The organism is Micromonospora sp. NPDC050695 (assembly GCF_040654415.1).
Classification (GTDB): Bacteria; Actinomycetota; Actinomycetes; order Mycobacteriales; family Micromonosporaceae; genus Micromonospora.
The window spans coordinates 1-22,834 of sequence record NZ_JBFAHZ010000021.1; the positions used below are offsets into that span (position 1 = coordinate 1).

At 69.7% G+C, this 22,834-nt stretch carries 19 protein-coding genes; 12 read left to right on the top strand and 7 right to left on the bottom strand.

Annotation, left to right across the window (positions count from 1 at the left end):
- The first annotated feature begins 154 nt into the window (after positions 1-154).
- A complete protein-coding gene (locus AB0H52_RS17775; RefSeq protein WP_357948579.1) occupies positions 155-295 on the top strand; it encodes a hypothetical protein in 141 nt (46 codons plus the stop codon).
- A gap of 241 nt (positions 296-536) precedes the next feature.
- Positions 537-905: a DNA-binding protein gene (locus AB0H52_RS17780; protein ID WP_357948582.1), complete on the top strand. Its 369-nt coding sequence runs from the start codon at positions 537-539 to the stop codon at positions 903-905.
- Positions 906-966: 61 nt separating this feature from the next.
- On the opposite strand, the gene AB0H52_RS17785 is transcribed toward AB0H52_RS17780, so the two are convergent.
- Positions 967-2,355 carry a hypothetical protein gene (locus tag AB0H52_RS17785; RefSeq protein ID WP_357948585.1) on the bottom strand — a complete coding sequence of 463 codons (1,389 nt, stop codon included), beginning with the start codon at positions 2,353-2,355 and terminating at the stop codon, positions 967-969.
- 214 nt (positions 2,356-2,569) lie between these two features.
- Between AB0H52_RS17785 and AB0H52_RS17790 the strand changes: the two genes are divergently transcribed.
- Both AB0H52_RS17790 and AB0H52_RS17795 read left to right on the top strand, forming a co-directional pair.
- Positions 2,570-4,030, top strand: a complete 1,461-nt coding sequence (locus AB0H52_RS17790) for a tyrosine-type recombinase/integrase (RefSeq protein ID WP_357948588.1) — start codon at positions 2,570-2,572, stop codon at positions 4,028-4,030.
- A gap of 82 nt (positions 4,031-4,112) precedes the next feature.
- Positions 4,113-4,937, top strand: coding sequence for a methyltransferase domain-containing protein (locus AB0H52_RS17795; protein WP_357948591.1), 825 nt, complete (start codon positions 4,113-4,115; stop codon positions 4,935-4,937).
- A 253-nt stretch (positions 4,938-5,190) separates the two neighbouring features.
- Here AB0H52_RS17795 and AB0H52_RS17800 read toward each other — a convergent pair whose 3' ends face one another.
- The 5 genes from AB0H52_RS17800 to AB0H52_RS17820 all read right to left on the bottom strand — a co-directional run bounded on the left by AB0H52_RS17800 (position 5,191) and on the right by AB0H52_RS17820 (position 10,406).
- A complete protein-coding gene (locus tag AB0H52_RS17800) occupies positions 5,191-6,306 on the bottom strand; it encodes a tetratricopeptide repeat protein (protein WP_357948594.1) in 1,116 nt (371 codons plus the stop codon).
- Positions 6,307-6,579: 273 nt separating this feature from the next.
- A complete protein-coding gene (locus tag AB0H52_RS17805) occupies positions 6,580-7,248 on the bottom strand; it encodes a GNAT family N-acetyltransferase (RefSeq protein WP_357948597.1) in 669 nt (222 codons plus the stop codon).
- Positions 7,249-7,291: 43 nt separating this feature from the next.
- Positions 7,292-7,975 carry a GPP34 family phosphoprotein gene (locus AB0H52_RS17810; RefSeq protein ID WP_357948600.1) on the bottom strand — a complete coding sequence of 228 codons (684 nt, stop codon included), beginning with the start codon at positions 7,973-7,975 and terminating at the stop codon, positions 7,292-7,294.
- A gap of 14 nt (positions 7,976-7,989) precedes the next feature.
- The gene (locus AB0H52_RS17815) at positions 7,990-9,003 is read right to left on the bottom strand and encodes an acetamidase/formamidase family protein (protein WP_357948602.1); all 1,014 of its coding nucleotides are present in this window, start codon (positions 9,001-9,003) and stop codon (positions 7,990-7,992) included.
- Complete coding sequence (locus AB0H52_RS17820) at positions 9,000-10,406, bottom strand: APC family permease (RefSeq protein ID WP_357948605.1); 1,407 nt, start codon at positions 10,404-10,406, stop codon at positions 9,000-9,002. The genes AB0H52_RS17815 and AB0H52_RS17820 overlap by 4 nt, the downstream gene beginning before the upstream one ends.
- 282 nt (positions 10,407-10,688) lie before the next feature.
- On the opposite strand from AB0H52_RS17820, the gene AB0H52_RS17825 reads away from it, so the two are divergent.
- The 3 genes from AB0H52_RS17825 (at position 10,689) to AB0H52_RS17835 (ending at position 14,726) form a co-directional block, all read left to right on the top strand.
- Complete coding sequence (locus tag AB0H52_RS17825) at positions 10,689-11,921, top strand: helix-turn-helix transcriptional regulator (RefSeq protein ID WP_357948608.1); 1,233 nt, start codon at positions 10,689-10,691, stop codon at positions 11,919-11,921.
- 3 nt (positions 11,922-11,924) lie between these two features.
- Positions 11,925-12,641, top strand: coding sequence for a creatininase family protein (locus AB0H52_RS17830; RefSeq protein ID WP_357948611.1), 717 nt, complete (start codon positions 11,925-11,927; stop codon positions 12,639-12,641).
- Between the two features lie 897 nt (positions 12,642-13,538).
- Entirely contained in the window at positions 13,539-14,726 is a 1,188-nt protein-coding gene (locus AB0H52_RS17835) for a prolyl oligopeptidase family serine peptidase (protein ID WP_357948696.1), read from the top strand.
- Here AB0H52_RS17835 and AB0H52_RS17840 read toward each other — a convergent pair.
- Positions 14,690-16,084: a helix-turn-helix transcriptional regulator gene (locus tag AB0H52_RS17840; RefSeq protein WP_357948614.1), complete on the bottom strand. Its 1,395-nt coding sequence runs from the start codon at positions 16,082-16,084 to the stop codon at positions 14,690-14,692. The genes AB0H52_RS17835 and AB0H52_RS17840 overlap by 37 nt on opposite strands.
- A gap of 534 nt (positions 16,085-16,618) precedes the next feature.
- Here AB0H52_RS17840 and fxlM point away from each other — a divergent pair.
- The 5 genes from fxlM to AB0H52_RS17865 all read left to right on the top strand — a co-directional run bounded on the left by fxlM (position 16,619) and on the right by AB0H52_RS17865 (position 22,790).
- Positions 16,619-17,860 carry a methyltransferase, FxLD system gene (gene fxlM / locus AB0H52_RS17845; protein ID WP_357948699.1) on the top strand — a complete coding sequence of 414 codons (1,242 nt, stop codon included), beginning with the start codon at positions 16,619-16,621 and terminating at the stop codon, positions 17,858-17,860.
- A gap of 12 nt (positions 17,861-17,872) precedes the next feature.
- Positions 17,873-18,028, top strand: coding sequence for an FxLD family lanthipeptide (gene fxlA, locus AB0H52_RS17850; protein WP_151491040.1), 156 nt, complete (start codon positions 17,873-17,875; stop codon positions 18,026-18,028).
- 69 nt (positions 18,029-18,097) lie between these two features.
- A complete protein-coding gene (locus AB0H52_RS17855) occupies positions 18,098-20,845 on the top strand; it encodes a lantibiotic dehydratase (protein ID WP_357948617.1) in 2,748 nt (915 codons plus the stop codon).
- The gene (locus tag AB0H52_RS17860; protein WP_357948620.1) at positions 20,842-21,912 is read left to right on the top strand and encodes a lanthionine synthetase C family protein; all 1,071 of its coding nucleotides are present in this window, start codon (positions 20,842-20,844) and stop codon (positions 21,910-21,912) included. The genes AB0H52_RS17855 and AB0H52_RS17860 overlap by 4 nt, the downstream gene beginning before the upstream one ends.
- Before the next feature lie 11 nt (positions 21,913-21,923).
- A complete protein-coding gene (locus tag AB0H52_RS17865; RefSeq protein WP_357948623.1) occupies positions 21,924-22,790 on the top strand; it encodes a thiopeptide-type bacteriocin biosynthesis protein in 867 nt (288 codons plus the stop codon).
- The last annotated feature ends 44 nt before the right edge of the window (positions 22,791-22,834 follow it).

Below are 22,834 nucleotides of genomic sequence, written 5' to 3' on the forward strand. Positions count from 1 at the left end.
GACTTCGACGTCATGCTGATGATCTCTCCTCAGAACCGTCCAGGAAGAGTATCCCCTGGTAGACGAGCTGTCTCACATCAGCGTGACAGGGAGGGCCACGCAGATCGGCCGGCACGGCAAACCCGTCCTCGCGCCGCCGTTCGTGGAGTGGCTCATGGGCCTCGACCCAGGCCATGTCACCGACGCCGACCTGGGGCTGCCGCGCACGCTCGCGCTGCGGGTCCTCGGCAACGGCGTCGTGCCCCAACAGGCCGCCGCCGCCCTGCGGCTGCTGCTGTGCCCACACATGTGGTAGCGGGAGAAGGTCCCTTGGCCTACCGACGTGGCCAGTGGTGGCGCGCCCGGTTGAGGCCAGGGTGCCAGTGAGTTCCCGCTAACCGGCATCGGCGTGCTCCGCCTCCACGGCCTCGCTCCGCAGGCGGCACCGCCAGTCCGACGCGATGGCGGTGCCGCCTAACGGAGAGGCAGCCCTCGTCTGAAACCCAGGAACCCACCTACCGCTGCGGCTGGTGGTCCGAGAAATAGGAGTCAAGCCCATGCGATCAGCACGACGAACCCGCAACCTCGCCCCCGCCGCCAACCCCCATAGCGACGACGCAACTTGTACCTGGACCACCGAGCGCATCCTCGCGCTCGGGGCGACCACGGACCTCGCCACCGCCGCCGCCATCCTCGGCATCTCCCGCTCGGCGGCCTACAAGCTGGCCGCCCGCGACGCCTTCCCGGTGCCACTGTTCCGAGCCGGCGCGTACTACCGCGTGCCGACCGCCCCGATCCTGCGGAAACTGCACCTCGATTTCCCACCGCTACCGACATCTGGTGACACCGGCGGGGCGGGTGCCGACGAGGACGGCGGGTATTCGGACGGGGCCAGGGACACCACGGGTTGCAGCCCTCCGCCGTGACCCCGCCGCGGGTAGGACGCCCAATGCGCTGCTCCGTATGTCGTGTCGGTGCAGCCGCCGACTACTGCTCGACGACACCGGAGAGGAGCCGGACCAGGGCGCGACGCAACACCCGCTCGATGTCATCCACGACCGTTGACAGGTCATCTGTCGGCTTGCCGGTGAGGGTGCGCAGTTCCCGCCTGCTCGGGTCGTCGCCGTGCATCTCATCGTTGCGGAGCCGGTATCCCAGACGCAGGAGGGCCTCGAGCCGCTCGGGCGGCGCCTGCAGGACAGGGTCGTCCGCCAACGGCATGGTCGCTCCGGCAACGACCTTGTCCTGCTTCCAACGATCCGCTGGCAGGCCTGGCAGTTTGATGAACAGCACTTCGGCGCAGACGATCAGGTCGATGAGCCGGTCGGTTGGCACCCGGTCGGCCCCGGCCAGGACCAGCCGGCGCAGCGCGGTCTGCAGACCCCGGTTCTCCCGGACCGCGGGATGCGCGAGGAGGTCGTAAACCTCGCGCACCGCCTCAACCTGCTCTCGCCCAAGGATTGTCGGTCGCTCCTCGTCGAAGGTGGGCAGCGCCGACAGTGACGCCGTCGGCCCCAGTCCCTGGGGAAAGTCGTCGTCCGGTGGGCAGCGGATCGCCCGAGTCGCGGTGACGGACCCACCGCACACCAGCCGGAGCGCCGTCACCAGGCGGCTGGCTGGCTCGACCAGCGCGCCAGAATCCGGCGCCGTCGGTTGGGCGGGTACGTCCATGGCCGAGCACACCGGGTACGAGGTGCAGCGGGTCAGGGCCCACTGGTGGAACCGCGACACGGTCACCGAGTTCGGGCCGCCCGCGAAGGCGACCGGCACCGCGAGGTAGCCGATCGCGGCGCTCACCTGCCGGTCGCTCATCGCCTGCAGCACCAGGCCGTCCGGCAACGTGACCGCCTCGATACCCGCGGTGGGGGTGAAGGCGTTGAGCGGGACCACCTCGACCAACCGCGCCCGCGTGGCCAGCAGACCGTCCTCCAACCTGCTGTACGCGGCGTCGAAGGCATCCTGGTCGAACCGGTAGCGCCCGACGGCGGCAACCACGGGTTCCAGGACGTGCTTAACCAGCGTCCACCCCAATTGCCGGAGCGTGAGCGCGAACTCCACCCCGACCATGCAATCCACCCGCTCGCGCAGCACCTCATCGGCGACCACGATGGCCCGCACCGCCCCCATCTCGGCGAAGGTGTCCAAGAACCGGTAGTCGGTGACCCGGCCCGGCATCTGCCAGGCACCGCGGCGGATCGCTACGAACGACTCCTGCCCGTGGCGGTGCCACTCGCCGAAGTCGGGAACGGTCGCGAACACCGGCACGCCGTCGCCAACGGCCAACTCGCCGAGCACCGCCGCCATCAACTGGCCAACTGCCGCATGCAACTTCGGGCGTCGCGCCCGACCCGTCGCCACGTCATCTGTCGCCACCATTGGCCGTCCTCCATGCCCGATCTCACGCGAACCGGACAGGATCCCAGACTCCCCAGCAGGGCGCATCTGACTTTCGCCCCTCAACGGCCCCAGCGCATGGACCACACACCGGACCTGGAACCGCGGCGACTTGATCGTGCCCGCCGGTCACGCGTGGATGTCGATCGACCAAACCGATGCCCCACCACCCAGACGAACGGGAGCACCACCACCGATGCCAGACGGAAGCATCTTCAAGCGCTGCGGCTGCCGCCACCCCGACACCGGCAAGCCACTGGGAAACGACTGCCCGAAACTACGCCGCCCGAACCGCGCCTGGAGCTCCGACCACGGCCACTGGGCCTACCAACTCGAACTACCACCCACCACCGACGGTGGGCGCCGGCAGCTACGCCGCTCCAGCTTTCCTACCCGGCGGGCCGCCGCCGACGAACTCGACCACGCCCGCGACCTGCTCGCCCTCGCCGACCGTGACCGGCGCCGCCGCACCGAGATCGCCGACCTCCTGCAAACCGCCGTACGCGCCAAACGTCCCCTGCCCGAGGTCGACCGCGTCCGCCAGCGGCTGCGCGGCGACGGTGCGCTGGCCGACATGCCCACCGTCGCCGAGTACCTCACCGGCTGGCTGACCCACCTCACAATCGACGCGAACACACAGCGCGGCTACGAATCGATCGCGCGGGTCCACCTGATCCCACACCTGGGCGACATCCCGCTGGACAAGCTGCGCACCACCCACATCCGCGCCATGTTCGCCGCCATCGAGCGCCGCAACGACGAGATCACCGCCGCGAAGGCGAGCAGCGACCCAGTCATCCGCGCGTCCGTCACCGGCGTGCGACCCACTGGTGCCAGCACACGCCAGCGCATCCGCGCCTGTCTGCGCAAGGCGATCAACGACGCCCTCGCCGACGAACTCATCGTCGGCGCCAACCCCGCCGCCCTGGTCAAGGTCCCCGCCGACCGGCCCCTGCCGATCGTGTGGGAGGACGAACGCGTGCAACGGTGGAAGGCCACCGGCGAGGTCCCCGGACCGGTGATGGTCTGGACCGACTCCCAGGTCGTGCGGTTCCTCGACTACGCCGCCGTACACGCCCCCGACCTGTACCCGATGTGGCACTACATGGCCTACCGCGGGCCCCGCCGGGGTGAGGCGTGCGGCCTGCGCGACAGCGAGGTGCGGTTGCACCGCCGCGAGACCACGATCAACAACCAGATCGCCACCCACGGGTACACCGCTGTGCAGAAACCGCCGAAGAGCAGGGCCGGGAACCGCGACGTCGCCCTCGACACCGACACGACCAAGGTCCTCACCGCCTACAAGGCCCGCCGCGCCGCCTGGCAACTCGCCGCCGGCGACGCATGGCCCGACACCGGCCTGTTCTTCGTCCGCCCCGACGGGCAACCGTGGCACCCCAACGCCGTCACCCAGCGGTTCCGCAAGCTCGTCCGCACGGCCGGGCTGCCCCCGATCCGGCTGCACGACCTGCGCCACAGCGCCGCCACCATCGCCCTCGACGCCGGCATCGACATCAAGGTCGTCTCCGAGCAACTCGGCCACTCCACCACAACCCTGACCCGCGACACCTACCAGAGCGTTACCAAGCGGATGCACCAGAACGCCGCCGACGCTGTCGCCAAGAAGATCAACCGGAAGCGCCGCAAGGCGGGGTGAAACCCACCTCCATCGAAGCGGCAGCGGACGACCGCGTGCGGCCAGGCCCGGCCCCGGTCACCTGAGCGAATACGCTCGGGACGTGCGCGGTGACGACCAGCGGCTGAGCCGGCGGGGCAGCTTCGACGAGGACCCGGACAACTACCAGGCGGCCCGGCCGGGATACCCGCGGCGGGTGTACGAGGTGCTTGCCGAGTGCGGGCTGCGACCGGGTGCGCGCGTCCTGGAGATCGGACCCGGCACCGGGCAGGTGACTCGCCCCCTCGTGGACGCCGGCGCGTCGGTGCTGGCAGTGGAACTCGGTGGCCGGCTGGCGGCCCGGCTGCGAACGAACCTGACCGGCCACGACGTGACCGTCGTAGAGGGCGACTTCGCCACCGTGGCGCTGCCCGACGACACCTTCGACCTGGCGGTCTGCGCCACCGCGTTCCACTGGCTGGACGCGGGCGCGGCGGTACGACGGCTGGCCCGCTTCGTCCGGCCGGGCGGAGGGTTGGCGGTGTGGTGGACGGTCTTCGGTGATCCCGACCGTAGCCCGCCCTGGCGCGCGGAGCTGGACGCGGTGTACCGACGATGGCTACCGGGGCAGGGGCGCGGCCCCGCCGGTGTGCCAGCGCCGCTGCGGGTCGCCGAGCGCATGGCGGAACTGCGGGTAGGTGACTGGTTCGGTCCCGTTCAGGTCGAGATGATCCGCTGGGAACACCAGCTGACCCCGCACGCCGCGCGAGGGCTGTGGGGGACCTTCCCGAACGTACGCGAGTTGAGCACTGACCAGCGCGAGGCGTTCCTCGACGGCGTCGCCGAGGTGGTCGCCCGCCAACCCGGCGCGACGGCGATCGACAATTACGTCACCGCGCTGTACACGGCGCCGCGCCGAAACCACGATGCCCTTCCAGCCAGTCCCTGAAATCGGGCAGCGGCTGAAGGGTGCCAGCGATCTATGCCCTTCGACAGGGCCTGAGCTGGCCGTGTCTGCTGAAGCCGGACACCACCACCGAGCCGTTCGAGGATCTGGACCGAAGCGTTCTCGCTGGCATGGGCCGTTCTGGGCTGGCTGCGGACCGAACAGCGGTCATCCCGCGTGCGGGTGGTGGTGTTGTTGCTCGGCGCGAGTGCGCCTAGGCAAGCTGTGCCGGTGATGGGTGGTCAGGTGCGGGCGTCTAGCTGTTGCCGGGCGTGGCGGACGTTGCGATGCGTGTGGGATGACGCGGCGGGCCGGTAGCTGTGGTGTGCATGCGGTACCGGGCGGCTGCCATGCGCGCGACGGCGGCGTGGTGGGGATGGGCGCGGCGGTGGTCGGCGATGGTCCGGGCGAGGAGTTGCCGCGCCGGTTCCTGGCGGCCGTGTTCGTGCAGGACGACGGCGAGGGTGGCTTGGGCGGCGAGGGTCGGTAGTGCGTAGGGTCCGTCGGCTTGGGTGTGGTGGCGGATGAGGTCGCTATAGCAGTCGGCGGCGGCGGTGAGGTTCCCGGCGGCACGGTGGGTGGCGGCTAGGACGCGTAGGGCGGCGCGGACTTCCGGGTTGGTGGGGTCGCGGAGAAGGTGACGCAGGCTACGGTGGCCCCACTTCGCCCAGGGGAGCGCGGCGGCTGGGTCGCCGCTGGTGATGGTGAGGGCGGCCAGTAGCGCGGCGGCGCGGGCGGTCGCGGTGTCCACGGCGAGCCTGCCGCTGGTGGGGTCGACGTGCAGAAGCCCGCTGTGCACGACGTCGATGGCACGCTCGGGCGTGTTGTCGGCGGCGTGGCGCTGGGCCAGGTGCAGACGCTGGGCCATGGCCATCATCGGGCCGGTGATCTGCCGGGAGACGGCCCTCCAGGTGATGTGCAGGTCTGTGCCGGTCGCGCCGACGGCGACGCGTCGGATCGGGCCGAGCGCGTAGGAGGCGGCCTGGCTCGTCTTGCCGGGTGGGACCAGGTGTGGGGTGCGGTGCAGGACCACGGCGGCGACGGCGTCGCGGATCTCGTCGGCCGGAACCGGTGCACGCCCGCAGGACGGCGAGCACAGGTAGACCCTGCCGCAGCCGGGCAACTGGATGAGGATCATGGAACGTGCGCAGGTGTGGCAGGCCAGGAGGTCGGGTGGCACGGGCGCGGCCTGCACGGCGCGGGCCCGCGCAACCCATTCCTCGACCGTCGCCGGCGACAAGCCATGGTTGCGGGCCACGTCCCGGACCGCTTGGTGCAGGGCGTGGACGGCGGCGTGCTCGATGCTCGCGGCGACGACTTCGGCGACAAAGGCGGGTGTCCACGCGGCGAGGGCCGGGGTCCGCGTCGGCATCGGCGTTCCTTCCTATTGTTCGTGTCCGGGTGGGGAGGTGAGGTGGTGCCGCTGGGTTTGCGCAGGCGGTCATCGACCGAGGGCTGCCGATCTGGGCGGAGGGTGTGGCCGGCGGCAACAGCGGGGGGCTGCACCGTCGGCCACATCGGTCGCCGCTGCCGTCCCTCTAAGGTGGGCGACCGGCTTGTACGCCCCGATGTGGGCCCAGCGCAGCTGGCGGGCAGCGAGGCGGGACGATCGGTGGGAGCTGTGACCTGGGCACCTGCACGCGGCCTAGCGCTGCGCGTCGGGCTGGGCGTGTGCCGGCGCGGTGACGGTTGCCGGCTTAGCGGTGTTCAGGGGCCAGGATCCGCGAGCCGGGTGAGGGTTGCGGCGCATCGGGGCGATGACCGGCCCGTCGGGCAGGGTGAGCGCGGGTCTCGGGAGGTAGCCGTGCCGGTGGTACAGGTCCTGGCTGTCGGGCGTGGTTTCGGTGCACGAGGGCATGTCGATGCGGTCGAGGCGGCTTTCGTGGTGGGTGAGCATCGCCGCGCCGATGCCGTGCCGCTGGGCGGCGGGTAGGACGGCGAGGACTGCCAGGTGGTAGTGAGGTTCGGTGGGTCGGACCTGGGTGAGTAGGTGGTCGAGGAGTTCGAACTGGCGCGCGTGCGGGCCGGCGGCGTCGGCCAGTCGGCTGCGGTAGTTCGACGGTGGCGGGATGCTGCGGTAGCGGTGAAAGCCCATCGCGGCGGCGCTCAGGTCGTCGGTGATCTGGATGTCGCCGAAGAACATGGCGTGTTCCACCCAGATGACCGCCACGTCGGTGAGGATCCGCCGCCGGCAGGTCGGATCGGGCACCAGCCACTGGGCGAGCGGGCCGGGATGCAGGGCGTGGGCGACGAGCGCGGCGACCGGTTCCTTGTCCGCCCACCGGGCGGTACGGATACGCGGATTGACGTCCATGAGATGCCTCCAAAGGCAGCGGATCGGGTGGATTGGAGCGGGCTCACCGGTAGGCGGCGGTGGCGAGGTCACCGACGGCGGCGTCGACCGCGGCGGTGATGTCGCGTACCTGCCGGTGGTGCTGCGCGGCGATGGTGCGTAGCTGCACGGTGAGGGCGGCGATGTCGTCGGCGAGGTACAGGTGGTTGGTCAGGCCGAGGGTCGCGACGAGGCCGCCGAGGGCGGCGGTGTGGTTGTCGGGCTGGTCACGGCCGGCGGCGATGTAGTGCAGCCGGGCGCGGGCGACGACCGGCCACTTCAGGTCGGCGGGCAGGTAGCGGTCGGTGCGGGCCAGCCCGCCGAGGCGGCGGCGCACGTCGTGGCGCAGGATCCCGCCAGCGTGTAGGCCGGCGCGGGTGCGGTCGTACAGGTCGTCGGCGAACCCGCGCAGCCACCCCCGCAGCGACGGGGTCGGATGGGCGTAGCGGATGGAGGCCAGGGCCGTGTCGGCGATCAGGTCCCCGACCGGGCGTTCCAAGTGCAGCCAGACACGCTGCTCCTCGCCCGGCCCGGCGTCGTCGGTGATGTCGAGGGCGATCCGCCCGGCGAGGAACAGGTCGATGAGAACCGCACCGGCCAGGCCGAGGGCGAGAGCCTGGCGGTGAATGTGCGGCTGGCCAGTGTCGTCGTCGTGACCGAGCAGGAACAACTCGTCGCGCAACGGCAACTGGGGGATGGAGGAGGCCATGTGGATCCCGCCCTCTACCGCGGCCCGCCGGCGTGCTGTCGGAGGCGGGCGTGCATCCCGCCGTAGGCGGCCTGCGGCTGCGGAAGCAGTAGCTTGTCGACGGCGGCGAGGACCGTGTAGTTCGGGTCGCAGACGTTGCCGATCGGCGCCCTTCCCGCCTGCGACACCAGCTGGTAGGCGTCGAGCTGCTCCAGGCCGGTGAGGTCACCCACCCAGCCGACCATGTCGCGGTGCGCGACCCGGTACGCGTCCTCAAGGGGACGGGCGCAGCCAACTGACATGATCGACGTGTCGGTCTCCAGGCGGGGCCACACCGTCGGGACGCCCTTGATGACCTCGATGATCAGGGTGGTGGTCGTGGCGATCTCCACCCCGACGCCGCAGGCCTCACCCTCGCCCTGGCGGGCGTGGCCGTCGCCGAGGGCGAGCATCGCCCCGTGCACATTCACCCCCAGGTACAGGGTGGTACCGGCGCGCAACTCCGGCGTGTCGAGGTTCCCGCCATGGCTGTCGGGCACGATGGTCGAACGCGCCTCGAAACCGCCCGGCGCCACGCCGATCGTGCCGATCATCGGATCCAGCGGCAGGTCGACCGTGTGATCGGTTTCGGTGGCGTGGAAGCGGACCGTGCCCGCGTTCCGGTCGATGTCGTATACCCACACCCGCTCCTCGAGAGGCGGCTGCAGGGTCGCCGTATGTGAGGTGGAGGTCAGTGCCCCGAAATGGGGGAACGTCGAGGAGACTCCCCAGTCGCGGGCCGGGACGATCGAGGCGAGGTGGACGGCGAGGGTGTCGCCTGGCTCTGCGTCCTCGACGAAGAACGGCCCGGACACCGGGTTCAGGTAGGGCATGCGGCACACCTGCGACGGCAGGTCCGCCGGGCCGCGCACCAATCCGCCGAAGCAGTCCTCGGCGTGCACCCGTAGCACGTCGCCGGAGCGGACGTGGGCCACCGGCATCCGGCCGCCGAAGGTGTAGGCCAGCTCGTCGCGGGCGGGCCGGTAGCTGATCGTGTCCATCGTCGTCACACCCGCTCGACGTGGCGGGCCTGCGGCTGCACGGGCGCCAGACCCGACAGGGCGGGCCGGCGACCGGTCAGGTACAGGCCGGCGAGTACGACCATGCCGAGGGCGAGCCAGGCCAGACCGAGGCGCTGCGCGGCGATGTTGGCGTTGACCACCACGTAGGCGAGGATCGCGAACCCGATCCCGGGCATGACCAGGTGCGCCCACCAGTTCCCGCTGCGCTGGCGGATGAGGTGGTGCACGACCACGGATACGTGCAGGACCAGAAAGGCGACCATCGCCCCGAAGTTGATCAGCGACGACAGCAGCGTGATCCCGTCCGCGCGGGTGGCCATGTACAGGCCGAGCACCAGGGACACGGCGCCGGTGAGCAGGGTCGCGTTGATCGGCACGTTCCGGCGGATCGAAACCTTCGCCAAGAAGGCGGGCAGTTGCCGGTCCCGGGCCATCGCATACAGCAGGCGTGAGGTGGCGACCTGGGCGACCATCGAGTTCGGCAGGCCCCACGCGATCGCGGTTGCTACCGCGCACAGGGTCGCCAGCCACCCTCCGCCAGCCACCTGCGCGGCGTCGTAGAAGGCGGTGCCGTTCGGATCCCCGTCGCTGAGCAGCGAGGCCGGCTCGGGGACGAGCATCGCGGCCAGCCAGGTCTGGGCGATGAACAGCACCCCGGCCAGGATGAGGACGGCGGCCATGGCCCGGCCGATCTGCCGGGAACCGCCCTTGGTCTCCTCGGCCAGCATGGAGATGCCGTCGAAGCCCAGGAAGGACAGCACCGCGATCGACACCGCGCCCGCGATCAGGGACCAGGTGAACGTGTCCGAGTTGTAGAACGCGTCCCAACTGAACCTGCCCCTACCCGAGGCAAGAGCCCAACCGGCGACAGCGAGGAAGACCGCCAGGACGACCAACTCACCGACCAGCATCACCCGGGTCACCATCGCGGTCATCCGCATCCCGACAGAGTTGACGACCGTGTTGACCGCGACGAACCCAAGCAGCCACAACCAGACCGGCACCGCCGGGACGGTGGCGTGCATCGCCACCGACGCCACCAGGTACAGCAGACCCGGCACGAGAACGTAGTCGAGCAGGATCACCCAGCCGGCCACGAAACCGACCGGCGCGCTGATACCCCGGCCGGCGTAGTTGTAGACGCTGCCCGACATCGGGAACGCCTTCACCATCTGCGCGTAGGAGAACGCGGTGAACACCAACGCCACCACACCGACCGCGTACGCCAGGGCCACCATCCCGCCGGAGCCGGCGTACACGCTGCCGAAGATCGCCATCGGCGCGATCGGCACCATGTACACCAATCCATACGCGACCAAGTCCCGAAACCGGAGTTGGCGGCTCAGTTCCTGGCGATATCCATATCGGGAGAGGTCATTCTGAAAACTCATCACACTCCTCAAAATGTTCGCGTCCTGGCCAATCGCGCAACTCGCAGCTGACTCGTCAGCGAAGGCAACTGCTTCGTCGAACCTGAACCGCTGCTAATGATTTCGACCAGCAAGCCGACGGGTATCTCAGCAACGAGATTTGCTCACCGAGACAGATGAGTCGATAGCGTTGATGCGGACACACGGTGTTGTCCGCATGCAACTGTCCGCGTAGCGTTCGACCACGTACGGTCAGACCTTCCGGATGCGGCAGCGACGGACAGACAGCACTCAGGAGTACCGGTGGCGCAAACTCCACGACGGCTGACCCCGCACCGATCGGCGCTGCATGGATTCGGGGCCGCGCTTCGGCAGTGGCGCGAGTGCCGCGGGCTGTCCCAGCGCGCTTTAGGTGGGCTGGTGCACGTTAGTGGGGATCTCATCGGCAAGGTGGAGAAGGCCGAACGTTGGCCGTCCGCCCGCTTCGTCGAGTCGTGTGAGCGCGCACTGCAGACGGATGGTGAGCTGGTCCGTTTCCTGTCAGACCTCGAGAGTGAGCGTCGCCTCACCAGCGTCGGCTACCGCTTGGTCGACGGTGCGGAGGGCCAACTCCGGGCCTCCATCGATCATCCCGACAAGCCCGACCTGCTCCGTTCGTGGCACGAGCAACTCGCCGGTCTGGCCATTGCCGGAAACCGCACCGGATACGCCGGGATGGCGTCCACCGCCCACGCGCAGATCAGCGTCGCGGCCGCCATCGGGCGGCGAAGCCGTTCAGCCGACCGCCGAGACGTACTGATCGCGCAGGCACTGTGGGCGGAGTTCCTCAGCTGGATCGACGAGCAGAGCGACGCCGCCGAGGCTGACGCCTGGTTGCGACGCGCCCAGCAGCACGCCGTCGAAGCTAACGCGCCGACGCTGACAAGCTACGTCCTGATGAGGCAGAGCCAACGCGCCCTCGAGCGCTTCGACCCGCGTAATGCCATCGCCTTGGCGCAGCGGGCGCTGGAGGAGGTCCGGCTACCCGGCCGTATCCGCGCTCTACTGCTGATCCGCCAAGCCCAGGCTTACGCGATGGGAGGTGACCAGAACGCCTGTGCAGCCAGCATCGACAAGGCGCACAGGGTCGCCGGCAGCGCCGACTGGGGCTCGGAACTGCCGATCGATGTCGGCGTCCACTGCGACCCGGTGTACGTGGCTGCCCACGAAGCGCAATGCCGTCTGCTCCTCGGCCAACCGGCGGCTGCTGCCGATCTCTACGAGCAACTCCTGCGCCATTGGCCAGCTCAGTGGCGCGTCGACGAGGCCCTGTGGCGATCGGCCCTGTCCACCGCCTACCTCAACAGTGGTGATGTCGAGCGTGCGGCTACCGAGGCCGCCAACGCCCTGGCCTTGGCTACTGGCACCTCCTCCGCGCGGGCTCTGCGCTGGTTGAACCCGACGGCGGTGGCCCTGCGCCAGCAGACAGCCATTCCCGAGGCGGCGGCCTTCGTGCTCGCCTATCGGCAGGCGACCCTCGAAGCGTGCAACCATTAGCCCGTGGATCTCATCACCACGGCGACGAGCACCGACGAGTCCGAACGAGCAGCGTCCGTCGCGGTCCTTCCAGTCGGGAGTTTCGAACAGCACGGCGCCCACCTCCCGCTGCTGACGGACACCATCGTGGCATGCGCGATTGCGAAGGCAGTCGCCGAGCGCTACGGCCTCTTTCTGCTGCCGCCCGTGACGATCTCCTGCTCCCACGAGCACGCCGCGTGGCGTGGAACGGTCAGTATCAGCGCCACCACCCTCGCCGCCGTGGTCGTTGACATCGCTGACTCCCTGCGTGAATCGGGCATCGACCGGCTCGCTGTGATCAACGGACACGGCGGGAACTACGCGCTTGCCAACATCGTTCAGGAAGCCAACGTCGCCGGACCGAGGATGACCCTGTTCCCCGCTCGGGCCGACTGGGACGACGCTCGAGTTGCCGCCGGCCTGCACAGCACAGCCCACCAGGACATGCACGCTGGCGAGCTCGAGGTTTCGCTGCTTCTGCACGTTGCGCCGGAAGTGGTGCGTGATGGCTTCCAGCATGCAGACCACCTAGCGGACGATCGACGTCACCTCCTCACGCGGGGCATGAGTGGCTACACCACCAGCGGCGTCATTGGTCTGCCGTCCCACGGCACCGCGGCCAAGGGCAGAGCCGTACTCGAAGACCTTGTTCGCTCCTTCGCCGACCACTACGGCCTCCTGCCTAGACCCAAGGCATGACCAGGAATGATGCTGGACGAGAGCTTCTGTTCGCATCGACGTTGCCCCCCGGGAGAGCGATCGAGCGGACGCAGTTTGCAGGGTGAGCCGGGAGCAGGGACAAGAAGCTCGGACGTAGAGTCGGCGACGTCTGGGCACACACACCGGCCCGGAAATCCGAGCCCTGGCGGTGGCCGCGCCGGTGTCCCGGCGACCGGTTGACGAGCCCGCCGTCGTCCGACCCGCGTGGAAGTTGTTCGAGGAGGACCTGTGAGGCTGGGCGACAGGATCGCTGAAGTGTCGGTGGACGACGCCGTCCGCGCCTCCGTGAGTTATGACCAGCTGCGTACCGGTGATGACGGCCTGTACTGGCTGGAGACTCGCCCCGACGCCGGCGGGAGTACGACGGTGACACGGTGGCGGTCCGTTGAGGGCAAGCATGATGTCAGTCCGAAGGGCTTCGATGTCGCCAGCGGCGTGCACGCGTATGGGGGCGGATCGTTCGCTGTCGTCGAGGGGACGTTGTGGTGCGTCGGCGGAGATGGCCTCTACCGGAGCCGTCGTCACGGCGATGAACTCGAATTGGTCAGCCATGGATGCTTCGGTGACCTGACGATCGGCGACGGCGAGTTGCTGGCTGTGCGGGAGTCGGAGCAGGGTGACCAGCTCGTCGCGGTGTCGCTCACCGGTGCTCCGCAGATGCGAACTCTCGTCTCGTCCCGGGGGTTCCTCGGCGCGCCTCGGCCGGGTCCGGGCTCGTTGGCCTGGACCGCCTGGAGCGAGCACGACATGCCCTGGGACGCGTGTGAGGTGTGGACCGCCTCCTACTCACCGCACGGTGGGGTCGAGGACCCAGTAAGGCTCGCCGGCGGTCCGGATGAGTCCGCGCTGGAGCCGCAGTGGGGACCCGGCGGGGCGTTGTACTTCGTGTCGGACCGCAATGGCTGGTGGAACCTCTACCGGTGGAACGGCCTCCAGGCGGAGGCGGTGGCGCCGATCGCGGGTGAGTGCGCCGCGGAGCCGTGGGAATTGGGTTACACGTCGTATGGCTTCCTCGACGACGGTCGGATCGTCGTGGCGGTGCAGGAGGGGCCGCGGCACCGCCTCGTCGTCGTCGAGCCCGATGGCACTGTCCGCCCGGTCGACCTCCCGTACACGTCGATCAAGCCGTACCTCGCCGTGCAAGGGACGACCGTGGCGTTGATCGGATCGTCACCGACCGCAGCCCCGCAGGTCTCGCTCGTAAACCTGGCTGACGCTGCCCACCAGGTGGAGGTGCTTGCCAGGTCGGAGCACGCCGCGCTCGACGGGGCGTGCGTTTCGACGCCGACGGAGCTGCGCGTCCGAGTGGCCAGCGGTCGGAAGGTGCTTGCCCTGGTGTACCCGCCGACGGGCTCGGCGGCGGACTGGCGGGCGCCGGTGATCGTTCGGGCGCATCCCGGGCCTACCGCCTCCTGCCTGCTTCGCCTGGATTGGCAGGCGCAGTTCTTCACTAGTCGCGGGTTCGCCGTCGTTGATGTTGACTACCTGGGTAGCACCGGGTACGGCCGCGTGTTCCGGGAATCGCTGTACGGCCGGTGGGGCCTGGACGACGTCGATGACTGCGCGGCGGTGGCGGTGCACCTGCTGTCCACCGGGCGGGCGGTGCCGGGGCAGGTGTTCATCCGCGGTGCCAGCGCCGGCGGCTACAGCGCGTTGCACGCGGTGTCACAGGAAGGCCCGTTCGCCGCCGCCACCGCGGTGTCGGCAATCGTCGATCCTGAGCGGTGGGCGCTGACGGTGCCCCGGTTCCAGCGGGCGCACGCGATGCGGCTGCGCGGGGGCGCCGGCCCGGTCCGTGCCGCCACGGTTCAATGGCCGGTGCTGCTCATTCACGGCACCGGCGACGAGGTGGCCGTGGTCGAGGATGTCCGCGACCTCGCCGACGAGTTGACGTCTCTCGGCATGGCGCCCGAGGTGTTGCTTCTTCCTGATGTCGGCCACTATGTGGCGTCGTCCCGTCGAGCAGGCGCGGCGCTGGAGGCGGAGCTGGCTCACTATCGCTCGGTGATGGCGGGTGCGGCCAACGATCAACCGGGTTGCACAGCCGCCAGCGGTAGTCGGTGACGCACGTACTCGCCGAACTCGCGGACCTCGGGCTCACCCCGATAGGACTCGAGGTCAGCCTGTACCTCGACGATGCGCTGCAGGCAGCGGTGCGAGGTGGTTCGTGCCGCGAAGTCGACTGCCTCGCGCGCGGTGGCGCAGGCTTCGTCGATGCGGCCGGCGGCGGCCAGCGACGAGGCCATGAGCGCGGTGTCGATGGCGAGTCGCCGGACATGGGTGGGGCTCAGCGCGGCGAGAGCGTCGCCCGCGTGCCGTTGAGTGTGCTGCGGTCGGCCCAGGTCGTGGAAGCAGTGGGCGATCTCGTCGGCGAGGTACGCCGCGTCGAAGTACCGGATCCACGCCGGCTCGTCCTCGGGCTTGCTGCGGGCTAGTTGCGTCTCCACGATGTCAAGGTGGGTCAGGCAGTCGCCTTCGCGTCCGAGACGGGCGTGCGTGCGCGCCACCACCGCGTGCAGTGCGGCTGCCACAGCGGGCGTCGCCCGGGTCTCGCTCCCTCTCACCGCCGTGAGCGCCATTCTGCGTGCCGGCTCGGGGTGCCCGCAGTGCAGCGCGAGATGGCCGATGTTCACGGCGAGCAGGTAGCTGCCGTACAGGCGGTCGTCGGCAGCTTCCGTCAGACGTAGAGCGCGAAGGTACCGGCGCTGGGCGAGGCCGTGGGCGCCAGTGTCGACCGCCTGGTACCCGCAGAGCTCGAAGAATCCGGCCGCCAGCGTATAGAGGTGCCGGCCGACAGTCTCGGAGGTGGGAGTGTTCGCCAACAGCCGGTTCAGTTCGCCTTCGACGTACCGCTGCACCTGCGCGTGGACTCGTCCGGCGCCGTGGGTGTGGTCCAACTGCCGGAACATCGTCAGAGCGGTCTCCGCCGCATGAAGATCCTCTTCGTCAACATGGTCGGGTGAATTGGGTCGTCCGGCCACGGGCGGCCGGGGTTCCGCCGCAGCGTTCAGCCAGTCGAGGGCGGCGCGGTCGAGAACGCCGGGCTGGAAGGGCACACGGACGACCATGCCCGTCACCCCGGGTTTCTCCTCCAATTGGGTGGGCAGCAGGGGGTCTGCGTTGCCAGAGCCGTTCGGGGAAGTTGCCCGCTTGCTCTCGCTGTTGCGGCTTTCCTCGAGAAGGGGCAGCAGGCGGGTCAAGGCCCCTCCGGCCTGCAACGCCCTGTCGCAGGCCTCGACGAATTCCCGGGATGGGAAACGGTCCGCTGTCTCGATTCGACGCACCAGGTCGGCGCTGAAGCGGATCATCGCGCCGAGTCGCGCCTGGGAGAGGTTGGTCCGCTCCCGCAGCCGACGCAGCTCGGCTCCGAAGAAGTGGCGCTCGGACAGGGACGGCTGGAGCATCCGCGGGGTCTGGCCCATAACACCGCCTCCTCGTGACTGTTCGCACCACTATGGCGATGATCAGCGTGACTGTCGCGCACCTAGGGTCGCTCGGTGTTCAGCGCGGCGCAACCACGAACACCGAGATGCACAGGTACGAGAGACGCTCACCGGTGGCGCACATGCGGACAGCCGCTTCGTCCGCATGCTCGGCATTCACTCCACCGACTCGACGGGCGATTGTGGAGACGTCCCGTTGGCTGCTCGTCAGACACGCCACCGACTTAGCACGGGAGGCTGCAGTGCAGGAGGAGTCCGCTCCGCGCCGAGATCTTGATAAACGGCGGCACCCCGGCCTTCCCGCCGCACGAACGATCATGCCTATGGGCATCTGGGCGCTTACCCGGGCACCCATGAGCGCCAGTAGGAGGCGACCTTCGACCGGCACCACATCGACGTGAGATACCCGTGTGACTTGGCGAGTCCAGCGGCTTGACGCTCTGTTGAGCCCGAGAAGAGCGGTACGGCGGACCACCCGATCGGGAGGTCCTGATGGAGAGGGAGAGCACCGGAATGAGTGTCGACACGGCGAGCGGCGAGGACCTCCATGCCGCGATGGTCGATCAGCTCGTCGCTGATCACATGGAGAAAGGGCTGGTCATGCGGCCCGAGGTGGAGGCGGCACTACGGTCCGTGCCACGTCATTTGTTCACTCCGGATGCCGCGCTAGCGGAGGCGTACCGGGCCGACCAAGCCGTGGTGACCAAGCGGATCGGCGACGAGGCGGTCAGTTCGGTGTCGGCGCCGTGGCTCATCGCGGAGATGCTCGGTCAGGCAGCCGACGCCGTCGACGGCGGGTTGGCCGGTCGGCACGTCCTGGAGATCGGTTCCGGCGGATACAACGCCGCGCTGCTGCGCGAGCTGGTCGGCCCGTCGGGCTCCGTCACGACCATAGACATTGATCCCGAGGTGACCGGCCGGGCCGCTGCCTGCCTCACCGCGGCGGGTTACGACGACGTGGCCGTGGTGTGCGCGGACGCCGAGCAACCGGTCAACCCGGGCCGTTCATACGACTTGATCATCGTCACGGTCGGCGCCTGGGACATCTCACCGGCCTGGACCGCGCAGCTCGCCGAGAACGGGACGCTGGTCGTGCCGCTGCGGACGTTCGGGATGACCCGTTCGTGGGCGATGCGTCGGACGGGGGACCGGCTGGTCAGTCACAGCCAGCGGTTGTGCGGGTTCGTGTCGATGCAGGGCGCTGGGGCGCATGAGGTGCGGTACGTCGACGTCGCTGACGGGGTTCATCTGCGGCTGGACGAGGATCAGCAGGTCGATAGTCACGCTGTTGCTGAGCTGTTGGCGCAGCCGCAGACGCAGGCATGGGCCGGGGTGAGCCTGCCCCCTCGTACCGTCCTGGCTGACCTCGACCTGTGGTTGGCGACCCGCATCACCGATGCGGTACAGCAGTTCGTTGTTCTCACGGCTCAGCAGGAGGCCGTCGATGCGGGCGTCGTCGCCCCGGCGTGGCGCTTCGGCACACCGGCCGCCCTCAACAACGGCGCGTTCTGCTACCGCTCGACGCTGCGCTGGAACGACGACGACATGTTCGACCTCGGCGCCTGTGCACATGGGCCTGACGCCACGGCGGCGGCCGGTCGGATGGTCGGACAGATGCGCGCGTGGCTGGATTCGGGCAGCCCTTCACCGGTGTTGCACGTCCTGCCCGCTGGTACTCCCGACGGCGACCTGCCGGCCGGGACGGTGTTGGACAAGCGGCACAGCCGCTTCGTCCTCACCTTCACCCCTGCATAGAAGGGAACGCACGTGAACGACACCGACACCTCGGAGTTCGCCCTGGACGTCAGCCTGGTGGATGCCGGCCCCACCGCGGGCGGCTACGCCACCGCCACTGACGACGGGTGCGGCTCCGGCAACACCGGCTCCAACGCCTGCACCACCAGGTGCGACGGCGGCAACTGACCCCTTCCGTTCCTCCCATGATCGGGCCCGGCGTCGCGCGCGCCGGGCCCGTCGATTCGGTGGTGCCTCGTGGTTCCCGCATCTGGTGCGGCGCTGATCAGAATCGCCGCCTACCCCAAGGATCTCGTTCTGCCACCCTGGCCCGACATGGCCCACGGTCATCCAGATCAGTGGCGCGAGTGGCTGGACACGACGTGGACGCTGCCCGGGTTCGCGGTGGCCGTTACCGGCGCGGCGCCGCAGCTGGCCGACCAGATTCGACGCGCGCTGAGCGGGGAGCCGGTGCCTCGGCAGCGGCTGCGGCGCCTGGTGCAATCAGCGGTCCGGTACCTACTGCGCTGGACCACCCGTGCGACTCCGTTCGGCACGTTCGCCGGTGTCGCCCCGGTCCAGTTCGGCGCTCGCGCGGCGGTCCGTCTGGACGACGCCCATCGTGCGGTCTCCCGCTCCGACGGCCAGTTCATCGCCGAGCACACCGCGCGGGCCGAGCAGGACCTGGCAACTCTGCGCACCGTCGCGGTGGTGACGAACTCGCTGGGATACCGGCGCGGCGACAGGTGGGTGCTGCCCTGTGCCCACGCCACCGCCGATCGGCGGTGGGACGTCGAGGTCCGCCTGACCAGCCCGATTCGGGCCGCGATCCAGGCGGCGCGGTCCCCAGTCAGGTTCGCCGCACTCGCCGCGACGATCGCCGGGCCCCCCAGCATCGCCGACGCCGAGCGGCTGCTGGCCGACCTGGTCCACACCGGGGTGCTGCTATCGGCCCTACGCCCACCCATGACCGCCACCGACCCGGCCGCATACGTCGCCCGCCACTACGTCATTCCGGAACCGGGCAGCCGGACCGCTATCGATCTCCGCGCCGACATCGCGGTGACCCTGCCTCCGCCGGTACTGCAGGAGGCGGAGCGGGCCGCGTCCACGCTCGTGGCGATAGCGCCACCACCTACCCCCGGATGGGCCGAGTACCACAACGCATTCATCGAGCGATGGGGCCCAGGAGCGGTTGTTCCCATCCGTGAGGTGCTGAACGTGCTGGGTTTTCCGGCCGGCTACCGGGGATCCACTCGCCGCGCCCCAGCGTCGTTCACCGCCCGCGACCGGCTGCTCGGCCAGCTCGTGCAGCAGGCCGCACTCGACGGCTGCGCCGAGGTGGTGCTGGACGACGAGCTGATCGACCGGCTCCGCTGGAATGACGACCGGCCGCCGATCCCGCACAGCGAACTGCGGTTCACCCTCACCGCCGACACTCCGCGCGACCTGGACCTCGGCGCCTTCACCCTGACGGTGCTCAGCGGGTCCCGCCACGCCGGGGTCGCCGCGGCCCGGTTCCTGCACCTGCTCACCCCCTCCGAACTCGCCGGATTCCAGCAGGTTTACCGGCATCTGCCGACTGCCCTGCCCGGCGCGGCCACGCTGCAGCTGTCCGGACCACCCCTTGACGCCCGCCTCACCGCAGTAGCCCGGACGCCCGAGCTGTTGCCACTCCTCCCTGTCGGCGACTTCCACCCTGCACCGCCGTACACGATCGAAGACTTGGCGGTGGTCGGCGACGGCCGCCGGTTGTGGCTGGTATCGCTGACCACCGGTCAGCCTGTCGAGCCGCTGTTGTTCAACAGCGTCCTGCTGCCTACGCTGCAGCAGCCGCTGATGCGGTTCCTGGCCGAGATCTGGGCCGCGTGGACGGCACCGTGCAGCCGGTTCGACTGGGGCCACGCCAGCGGCCTGCCGTTCCTACCCCGCCTGCAACGGGGACGCACCATCGTGCACCCCGCCCGCTGGATCATCGACCACACCGCGCTTCCCGCTCAGGGGACAGCATGGGCGCAGTGGTGTGACGCCTGGCGACGACACCGCCTCCAACGGCACATCCCGGAGCAGGTCCTGGTAGGCGATGACGACATATGCCTACGCCTTGACCTGGACAACCCCGCCCACCTGGCGGTCCTCCGCGACCACCTCGACCGGCATCCCCGCACCGTGATCACCGAGGCTCCAGGGCCGGCGGGCTGGATCGACGGCCGCCCCGCCGAACTCCTGCTCACCCTCACCCACCCCGCGCCGGCCGCTCAACCAGCCCGACCAGCCCGACCAGCCACCACTGTTCAGCACTGGCCAGGGCAGTCACGGTGGATCGAGGCACACCTACACGGTCGGCTCGATGACATCTTGACCGACCTCGCCCGCCGACCCGCCGACCACCTCCCAGCCGGTTGGTGGTTCCTGAGGTATCCCAACCCCGAGCCGCACCTGCGGCTACGCATCCCGCTTCCGGACACCGGCCGGTTCGCCGACACCACCCGCCACCTCGCCCGCTGGGTGCAGCACCTGCACGACGACGCCGTCGTCCACGATTACAGCCTGCATCCGTACCGCCCCGAAACCCGCCACGGCGCGGCGGCGACCCTCGCCACAGCCGAGAGAGTGTTCGCCGCAGACTCCCGCGCCGCCCTGCACCGGCTCACCGGAGACCGACAAGCCGCCACCGCCGCCGGGATGATCGCCATCGCCGAAGGCTTCACCGGCGACGGCCCGCGCTGGCTCGCGACCCACGTCCCTCACCGGACCGGCCCCCGCCTCGATCCCGCCCAGCTCGAACATGCCCGACGCCCAGTGCATGACGAGCGGCGCGCCGCAGCGCTGGCCGCCTACCGCTCCATAGTCGCCGATGACGGGCTCGACCCCGACAACGTGCTGGGTGATCTGCTGCACCTGCACCACGCCCGCATGATCGGCGTCGACCCCGCCTCCGAACAGCACTGCCTGCGGCTGGCCAGAACCATCGCCCGCACCACCCTCGCCGGGCTCAAGTCGTGACCGCGGGACAGTCCCTTGCCGACGGAGCGGCCGGCATCGCCCTGCTGCACCTCGAAACCGGCAACAGGCCGGCGGCGTACGAGGCACTGCGCGACGCCACCGCCGGTGGTGTGAGCATCGCCGAGGGGGCCAGCCTCTTCTACGGCGCTCCCGCGCTCGCCTTCGTCCTCGCCACCACCGACCACCCGGGGCTCGCCCAGGCACGAGCGGCCACCGCCGACGGCACCGCCACGGTGACCCGTCGACGACTCGACGCCGCCCACCGCCGTATCGACCGACGTCAGCAGCCGCACTACGCCGAGTACGACCTCATCCGCGGACTGACCGGCCTCGGCGTCGTCCTACGCCGGCTCGACGATCACGACCTGCTCCGCCAGGTCCTGGACTACCTCGTCCGGCTCACCGAACCGCGAGGCGAGCTACCCGGCTGGTGGTGCTGGAACGGGCCCGAACGCCGCCGGCCACCGCCCGTCGGCGGTCACGCGAACTTCGGCATGGCCCATGGCATCACCGGCCCACTGGCACTGCTCGCCCTCACCCTCCGCGACGGCATCACCGTTGCCGGACACACCACGGCGATCAACCGCATCAGCCGATGGCTGGACGCCTGGCAGCAGCACACCGACGGCACGATCTGGTGGCCACAAACCATCACCCTCACCGACCTGCACCGCGCAACACCGGCCCAGCGAACCCCGCTGCGGCCGTCCTGGTGCTATGGCACCCCCGGCATAGCCCGCGCCCAGCAACTCGCCGCACAAGCCCTGCGCGACACCACTCGGCAGCGCCTCGCCGAGACCGCCTTCACCACCTGCGTCACCGACCCCGAACAGCTTCGACGGCTCACCGACCGAAGCCTGTGCCATGGCACCGCCGGACTGGTGGCTACCGCCCGTCGGGTCGCTTCCGATGCCCTCACCTTGATACCCCTGGCCGCCGTAGAAGATCTCCACCGGCAGGCCGCCCCCACCACCAACGAGCCCGAAGGGCTGCTCGATGGCAGGGCAGGCGCCGACCTCGTCACGGCCGTCGCCGCCGCCTGGGACGCCTGTCTCCTCCTCACCTGAAAGAGCCATCCGTGGACCACACCCCCTGGCAACAGGTCAACATCACCTACCCCGGCCAGACCGCCCAGGAGCGCGAGAAACAGGCCGTCGCCCACCTGCGCCGAGTGCTTCCCGCCGCCGAGACCACCGGCCTGATCACCTCCTGGTGGTTCATCCGCAAAGGCGCCTGGCGCATCCGCTACCTCCTCACAGAAAGCCCAGACAGCGGCGACCAGGCCCGACGGCTACTCGCCGAAGGGGTCACCTGGACCGGCGACACCTACGAACCCGAAACCCACGCCTTCGGCGGCCACGACGCCATGACCACCGCCCACACGCTGTTCCACCACGACAGCCGCCACCTCCTCACCTACCTCCACCAGCACCCCACCACCCGGCGCGAACACTCCCTGATCTTGTGCACCGCCCTGATGCGCGCAGCAGGGCTGGACCCCAACGAGCAAGGCGACGTCTGGGCACAAGTCCTCGAGCACCGCGCCGCACACCTCAACCAGGCACCCACGACCGATGCCCGCAGGTGGGAGAGGTTCACCGGAGACGTTCGAAGCCTGCTGCTCGGCGCACCTCGCACTTTCGGCGACTGGCACACCGCATTCGCACACGCCGGCGCAGCTCTACACCGCCAACGGGAAAGGGGCACCCTCACCCGTGGTCTGCGGGCAGTAATCGCCTTGCACGTGATCTTCCACTGGAACAGGCTCGGACTACCCGCCACCACCCAGGCCACCCTCGCCCGAGCGGCCGAGGAAGCCATCTTCGGCCTGCCCGATAAAATTCGGCCAGACCCGGTCACGATGGCGACGACGACACCAGTACCGCGGCAAACAGCCCAACACCAGCGAGGACACCGACTCCACCAGGTGCGGCCGGAGTGCTAGTGCTGCCCTTGCCTCTCGCTGGTTGCGCTGAACGTGGGGTGGGC